Genomic DNA, 6481 nt, shown 5'->3' with positions numbered 1-6481 from the left:
CCAAAGCCGATCCGGGACGAGGGGGCGTGCCATAGCCCCTTAACAGCCAAAACACCCTTTTGTTAGGTGCTCTAAGGAAGAGGAGCATTCGTGATATGCTTGTTATGAAACTCTCCAATATATACGTTAAACTCCTGAAATATTATTTTCTTGATTTTTCTCTTATGCCTGTTGCGATGGTCTGAAGGCTATTGCCTTCAAACGATATCTTGCAACTTAGATGACAGGAGAAGCTGAAGGCTTCTCCTGCGAGAGACGACAACGGCACGTCAGCCAAAGTCCGGATGGCAGGCACCTAGCAGGATGCGAAAAAACGAACATATTCCGGCCTTTTGCCTCCGCTAAGGCTAAAAATGCAGGTTGTAGCGGGCGATTCGGTCGGGACGGAGCGGTTTTCCTCGCTCCGAAGCTCCCAAAGCCGCCGTTCAGGCGGATTGTGGGCGTGATTATGCCGCAGACAGCAGCTTGGGCAGGCGGATCAGGTTGTAAGCGGTGGCGGTCAGGGTGAACATCCAACCGACACGGGCGGTGCCGCGATGGCGCGTCTTGCGCAAGCCGGCTCCCTTGATCCAGCCAAAGACCTCTTCGATCCGCTTGCGGACTCGCAGGCTGACGGCGTAGCCGGGATGGCGGGTGGTCCGGCCGTCGATCGCCGAGCGGCGGTTTCTGGTGTTCCGGGCAACGTGCGGGGCGGCGCCGAGGCTGCGCATGTTCGCCACGAAGTCCTTGGTGTCGTAGGCCTTGTCGGCGCCGACCGTGATGCGGTGGCGGCCGGGGATGGCCTCGATCATGGCCACCGCCGCCTCGCGCTCCGCCAAACCGGTGGCCGCGGTGAGCCGGACATCGACTACCAGGGCGTGGCGGTTCTCCATCAGCGCGTAGCCCATGAAGGCCAGCTTCGCCGGCTGGCCGTTGCCTTTGCGGTACAGCCGCGCCTCGGGATCGCTGGTCAAGGCATGCGTCTCGTTGGACCGCTTCTCACCATGGAAGTCGCGGTCGCCCTTTCCTCACCGACGCCTAGGCTTCGATCAGCGTGCCGTCCACCGAGAAATGGTCGTCCGACAGCAGCGCCTTGACCTTCGGCTGGCCCAACACGGTGGCCAGGAACTTGGCCGCCACATCGCCGGCCAGCAGGCGCTCACGGTTCTTGGTGAACACCCTCACGTCCCACACCGGAGCGTCCATCGACAAACCGACGAACCACCGGAACAGCAGGTTGTAATCGAGCTGTTCCATCAACTGACGTTCCGAGCGCACCGAAGAAGGCCTGGAGCAGCAGCGCCCGCAGCAGCTTCTCCGGCGGGATCGACGGTCGCCCGATCTTCGAGTACAGCCCCTCGAACGCCGGCGACATCACCTCCAGCGCCTCGTCCACGATGGCCCGGATCGCTCGCAGCGGGTGGTTGGCCGGAACCCGCGCCTCGCAGCTCACGTAGCTGAACAGACCCTCGCTGCGTTCGTCCGATCCCCGCATCGTCCCCTCGTCGGTCACGTTCCCCTCAACCGAAAAGAATCATGACCAGCCGGCCGTGCACAGCCTTTTTCCGCATCCTGTTAGCCAGCGTGCCGTCCGCGTTCCATTCTAATGGCTTCACCAGACACAAGGGGGGCCAAGGAGACCGGGCCAAACCCGACGGACCGTGGTCGGCCGGGCACCAAACGCCATGTCATCACCGATCGCAACGGTACGCCGCTCGCCATCCGCCTGACCGGAGCAAACCGCAACGACTCCATGATGGTGGAGACCATGCTCGACGCGGTGCCACCCCTCAAGGGACCACCTGGGCGGCCACGCCGAAGGCCGGGCAAGTTGCACGCCGACAAGGCCTACGACCACCAGCGCTGCCGACGGGAATGCCGTGAGCGCAGCGTCATCCCCCGCATCGCCCGACGCGGCATCGAGGACAGCAAGCGCCTGGGACGGCACCGCTGGGTCGTTGAGCGAACCCTCGCCTGGATCAGCCGTTTCCGCCGCCTGACCCGCCGCTATGAGCGGCGAGCCGACATCCACCAAGCCTTCTCCACCTTGGCCTGCGCTATCATTGCCTGCAGGAGACTGGAAAGGTTCTGTTAGGCGTTCTCAGCCGGCAGGTTGTCTCGGCTGGGCGCTAGGCGAGCGCATGATGCGTCAACTCGTGATCGACGCCCTGACCGTGGCGTGGTTCCGGTGCCGGCCGGCCGAGGGCGTGATCTTCCATTCCGATCAAGGCTCGCAATACGCCAGTTCGGATTTTCAGGCGCTCCTGCGCCGGTATGGCATCCGGGGATCGATGAGCCGGAGGGGCAACTGCTGGGATAATGCGGTGACCGGAACCTTGTTCGGATCGCTCAAGGTCGAGCGCCTGCACGGCGTGCGCTTCGATACCCGGCGCCGCGCCAAGGACGAGGTCATCGACTGGATCGGCTTCTGCAATCATAGGCGAATGCACTCGACCCTGGGCTACACCAGCCCCATGGCGTTTGAAGAAACTTGGCGTCGCCAGCAAAGCATGTTGGCGCCATATAATCCCGAACGCTATGGGAGGCGTCGCACGCGGGCAAGGTCAATCAATACGTGCTACACGCAGTTTATGGTTTCTTGCAGAGGAGGACGCATGACGGTGTGGCTGAACGGAACCTTGGCGGAGGGCGGCGCGGCGCGTATCGACCCGGCTGACCGGGGTTTCACGCTGGGCGACGGCCTGTTCGAGACGCTGCGGGTGGCCGCTGGCGCGCCGCTGCATCTGGACCGGCATTTAGCCCGCCTGCGCGCAGGGGGCGAACTGCTCGACTTGGCTGTGCCGTGGACGGACACGGCGCTGGGCGCGGCGATGGCGGCGCTTCTAGCCGCCACGGGCTGTCGGACCGGCTCCCTGCGGCTGACGCTGACGCGCGGCCCTGCCGCTCGTGGCGTGCTGCCCCCAGCGGTGACGACCCCCAGTCTGCTGCTGACCTGCGGCGGGCTGCCGCCGGACGGGCCGGTGCGCGCGGTGGTGGCGACGGTCACCCGGCGCAACGAGCATTCGCCGCTGTCGCGGCTGAAGACTCTGAATTACCTGGACGCCATCCTGGCGCGGCAGGAGGCGGCGCGGCGTGGCACCGACGACGCCCTGCTGCTGAACACGGCCGGCCGACTGGCCGAGGCGACCGCCGCCAATTTGTTTGTCCGCCATGGCGACCGCGTGGCGACGCCGCCGGTGGAGGAGGGTGGTCTGCCCGGCATCGGCCGCGCTCTGATCCTGGAGCGCCACGCCGTCGAGGAACGCCCGCTCACCCTGGACGATCTCGCGCGCGCTGACGAGGCGTTCCTGACAAACAGCCTTGGCCTGCGCCCGCTGGTGGCGGTGGACGGGCGGCCCGTGGGCGACGGGCAGCCCGGCCCGCTCGCTGCCGCTCTCGCTCTGGGTTGGCCGAAAGAAATCGCGGACGCTGCGATAAATGATTGAATTGTTGGCCTCATCCGCAATCTAATGCCTCCCACAAAAAGGAATCGGGGGAGGGGCGGCGGCCCATGTCGGACAGGACGGCGGATAGGCTGGATTTCGGCGCTTTCGACTACGTGATCGTGGGGGGCGGCACGGCGGGCTGCGTTTTGGCGAACCGACTGTCGGCCGATCCCGACGTGACGGTGTTGCTGTTGGAGGCCGGCGGCAAGGACGGCTGGGTCTGGCTGCACGTCCCCGCCGGCTACCTGTTCTGCATCGGCAACCCGCGCACCGACTGGTGCTTCAAGACCGAGTCCGAGCCGGGACTGAACGGCCGCAGCATCCATTACGCGCGCGGCAAGGTGCTGGGCGGCTGCTCGTCGATCAACGGCATGATCGCCATGCGCGGGCAGGCGCGCGATTACGACGAATGGGCCGCTCTGACCGGCGACGAGCGCTGGAGCTGGGAGCGGGTGCTCCCTGTCTTCAAGTACAGCGAGGATTACTGGCGCGGGGCCGACGACATGCACGGCGTCGGCGGCGAATGGCGGGTGGAGCGGCAGCGGCTGCGCTGGGACCTGCTCGACCGCTTCGCCGAGGCCGCCCAGCAGGCCGGCATCCCGTCGACCGAGGATTTCAACCGGGGAAACAACGCCGGGGTCGGCAGCTTCGAGGTTAACCAGAAGAACGGAATCCGCTGGAGCGCCGCCAAGGCCTTCCTGCGCCCGGCGCTCGACCGGCCAAATCTGAAGCTGGTGGTGGATGCCGCCATCGACCGGCTGGAGATCGCCGACGGCCGGGTGACCGGCGTGCTGTTCGCGGTCAAGGGTGAGCCGGCCAGGGCCTCGGCGCGGGTGGAGACGGTGCTGGCGGCCGGCGCCATCGGCTCGCCGGCGATCCTGCAGCGCTCGGGCATCGGGCCGGCGGAGCATCTGCGGAGCGTGGGCGTGCCGGTGGTGCTGGACGCGCCCGGCGTCGGCGGCAACCTTCAGGACCATCTGCAACTGCGCATGATCTACAAGGTCGAGGGTGTGCTGACGCTGAACAAGCGGGCCGGCAGCCTGTTCGGCAAGGCGATGATGGGGCTGGAATACGCGCTGTTCCGCCGGGGGCCGCTGGCCATGGCGCCGAGCCAACTCGGCGCCTTCGCCAAATCCGCGCCGGAGGTGGCGACGCCCGATCTGGAATACCACGTCCAGCCGCTGTCGCTGGAGAAGTTCGGCGATCCGCTGCACGCCTTCCCGGCCTTCACCGCCAGCGTCTGCGACCTGCGCCCGGCCTCGCGCGGCTGGACGCGCATCGTCTCCTCCGACCCGGCGGTGGCGCCCGCCATCGCGCCCTGCTACCTGAGCGATCCCGCCGACCGGACGCGGGCGGGCAGGGCGCTGGCGCTGACCCGGCGCATCGTGGCGCAGCCGGCGCTGGCCCCCTTCAAGCCGACCGAGCATCTGCCCGGCCCCTCCTTCCGGACGGAGGAGGAGTTGGCGGCGGCGGCGGGCGACATCGGCACGACGATCTTCCACCCGGTCGGCACTTGCCGGATGGGCCGCGCCGACGATCCGGCGGCGGTGCTGGATCCGGAGCTGCGCTTCAAGGGGCTGCGGGGGTTGCGGGTGGTGGACGCCTCGATCATGCCGACGCTGACTTCGGGCAACACCAACACCCCCACGGTGATGATCGCCGAACGAGGGGCCGCCCTGATGAAGGACGCGCGGAAAGCGGCGTTGCGGGGGTAGCCGGCTTCAGGCCGCCGTGCTCTGGGTGAGCAGGGTGGTCAGCCAGCGGAAGTTGGAGCCGTCGCCCGCCTGCATGGCGCTTTCCACCGCCTGAAGGGCGGCGTTGGGATCCTGCGGCGAGAGGTCGGGGGGCTGGGCGTTGTCGCCGGAGGCGCCCACCTCCTGCGCGAACAGGCTGACGGCGCCGACGCCCAGCCGCACCGCCGGCTGCGCCGTCGGCGTGGCCGCCGTGGCGTCCAAGCCCTCGGACGAGACCGCGCCGCTGCCGTTCAACGTTTCCAGCATCGCCGCGAACTGGCCGGCCAGCACCCCCGCCTGCCGAGGCGCGGTTGCCCCTTTGCGCTCCAGGACGTCTTCGGCCCGGATGCGCATGGCTTGCATGGTTTCGCTGTTGGCCATCGTCGTCATGGGAGGATCCCTGCGGTTCACGGCGAACCCAAGGGATCAGGCAATTTTCACGCCATCGCACGAGGGCAACGGAAGTCCAACAACTCCAAGGGCCGTGGCGATTCCTCGCACGTCCCTATGCCCACCGGGTCGGCAGAATCTTCCCACCGACCCGGCAAAAACTACCGGCTCCCCCGGCAAGCCTTGCCGGGAGGGGGCGCTTCCAAACCGTCAGTCCCGGAAGTTCTGGTACTGCAACGGCTGCTCGATGTCCATGCGCTTGACCAGCGCGATGGCCTCTTGCAGATCGTCGCGCTTCTTGCCGGTCACGCGCAGTTCGTCGCCCTGGATGGAGACCTGGACCTTCATCTTGGCGTCCTTGATCCCTTTGACGATGGTTTTCGCCAAGTCCTGCGGAATTCCCTGCTTGACCGTCACCTTGTGGCGCAACGCGTCGCCCGACGCACGCTCCGGCGTGGCGGAGAAGTCGAGCGCGGCGGCGTCCAGCTTGCGGCGGGTCACATGGACGCGCAGCAGTTCCTGCATCTGTGCCAGCTTGGGCGCGTCGTCGGCCAGCAGTGTGATGTCGTTCTCCAGCCGTTCGATGGTGCATTTCGACCCTTTGAAGTCGAAGCGGGTCTCGATCTCGCGGCGGACGCCGGCGATGGCGTTGTCGATCTCGTGAATGTCGGTTTCGGACACGATGTCGAACGACGGCATGGCGGCTTTCTCCCTTCGGACAGTCTGATGAGTGATTGAGGCGCACCGTAAAGAAGACGGGCCTCGCACTCAACAACGGCCTTCCTCCTGTGTTCGCGCCTGGGGCGATCGGACGCTCTCCATGCGAGGGAATGGTCGACGCGCCTGTCCATCCGGGCGGACGGTCCAAACGCTTCGTGGCGGGTGCGTCAAAAGACGCGTTCTGGAAAAATGCGTGGGGGCTGAAAAAAGGCG

Annotated in this window: 5 protein-coding genes and 2 pseudogenes; 4 read left to right on the top strand and 3 right to left on the bottom strand. The window is 66.5% G+C overall.

Going from position 1 to position 6481, the window contains the following annotated elements; all coding sequences use genetic code 11:
- Positions 1–446 precede the first annotated feature (446 nt).
- Positions 447–1474 (bottom strand): annotated as a pseudogene (locus tag EJ913_RS31085) (IS5 family transposase).
- A 111-nt stretch (positions 1475–1585) separates the two neighbouring features.
- Between EJ913_RS31085 and EJ913_RS31080 the strand changes: the two are divergent.
- From EJ913_RS31080 to EJ913_RS31070, 4 genes and pseudogenes are all read left to right on the top strand, one after another.
- A complete protein-coding gene (locus EJ913_RS31080) occupies positions 1586–2074 on the top strand; it encodes an IS5 family transposase (RefSeq protein WP_280531409.1) in 489 nt (162 codons plus the stop codon).
- Positions 2065–2486, top strand: a pseudogene (locus EJ913_RS32890) (DDE-type integrase/transposase/recombinase); the annotation flags it as partial. The gene EJ913_RS31080 and the pseudogene EJ913_RS32890, both read left to right, overlap by 10 nt.
- A gap of 3 nt (positions 2487–2489) precedes the next feature.
- Positions 2490–3425: an aminotransferase class IV gene (locus EJ913_RS32885; protein ID WP_425321137.1), complete on the top strand. Its 936-nt coding sequence runs from the start codon at positions 2490–2492 to the stop codon at positions 3423–3425.
- Positions 3426–3490: 65 nt separating this feature from the next.
- Entirely contained in the window at positions 3491–5140 is a 1650-nt protein-coding gene (locus tag EJ913_RS31070) for a GMC family oxidoreductase (RefSeq protein ID WP_127005202.1), read from the top strand.
- A 6-nt stretch (positions 5141–5146) separates the two neighbouring features.
- Here the strand turns inward: EJ913_RS31070 and EJ913_RS31065 are convergent, their stop codons facing one another.
- Both EJ913_RS31065 and EJ913_RS31060 read right to left on the bottom strand, forming a co-directional pair.
- Positions 5147–5548 (bottom strand): hypothetical protein, encoded by a 402-nt coding sequence (locus EJ913_RS31065; RefSeq protein ID WP_127005201.1) that lies wholly within the window; start codon positions 5546–5548, stop codon positions 5147–5149.
- A gap of 210 nt (positions 5549–5758) precedes the next feature.
- Positions 5759–6247: a YajQ family cyclic di-GMP-binding protein gene (locus tag EJ913_RS31060; RefSeq protein WP_127005200.1), complete on the bottom strand. Its 489-nt coding sequence runs from the start codon at positions 6245–6247 to the stop codon at positions 5759–5761.
- Positions 6248–6481 lie beyond the last annotated feature (234 nt).

The organism is Azospirillum doebereinerae, from assembly GCF_003989665.1.
GTDB classification, from domain to species: domain Bacteria; phylum Pseudomonadota; class Alphaproteobacteria; order Azospirillales; family Azospirillaceae; genus Azospirillum; species Azospirillum doebereinerae.
Note: the sequence above shows the minus strand (reverse complement) of the source record. Positions and strands in the feature narration are given on the sequence as shown.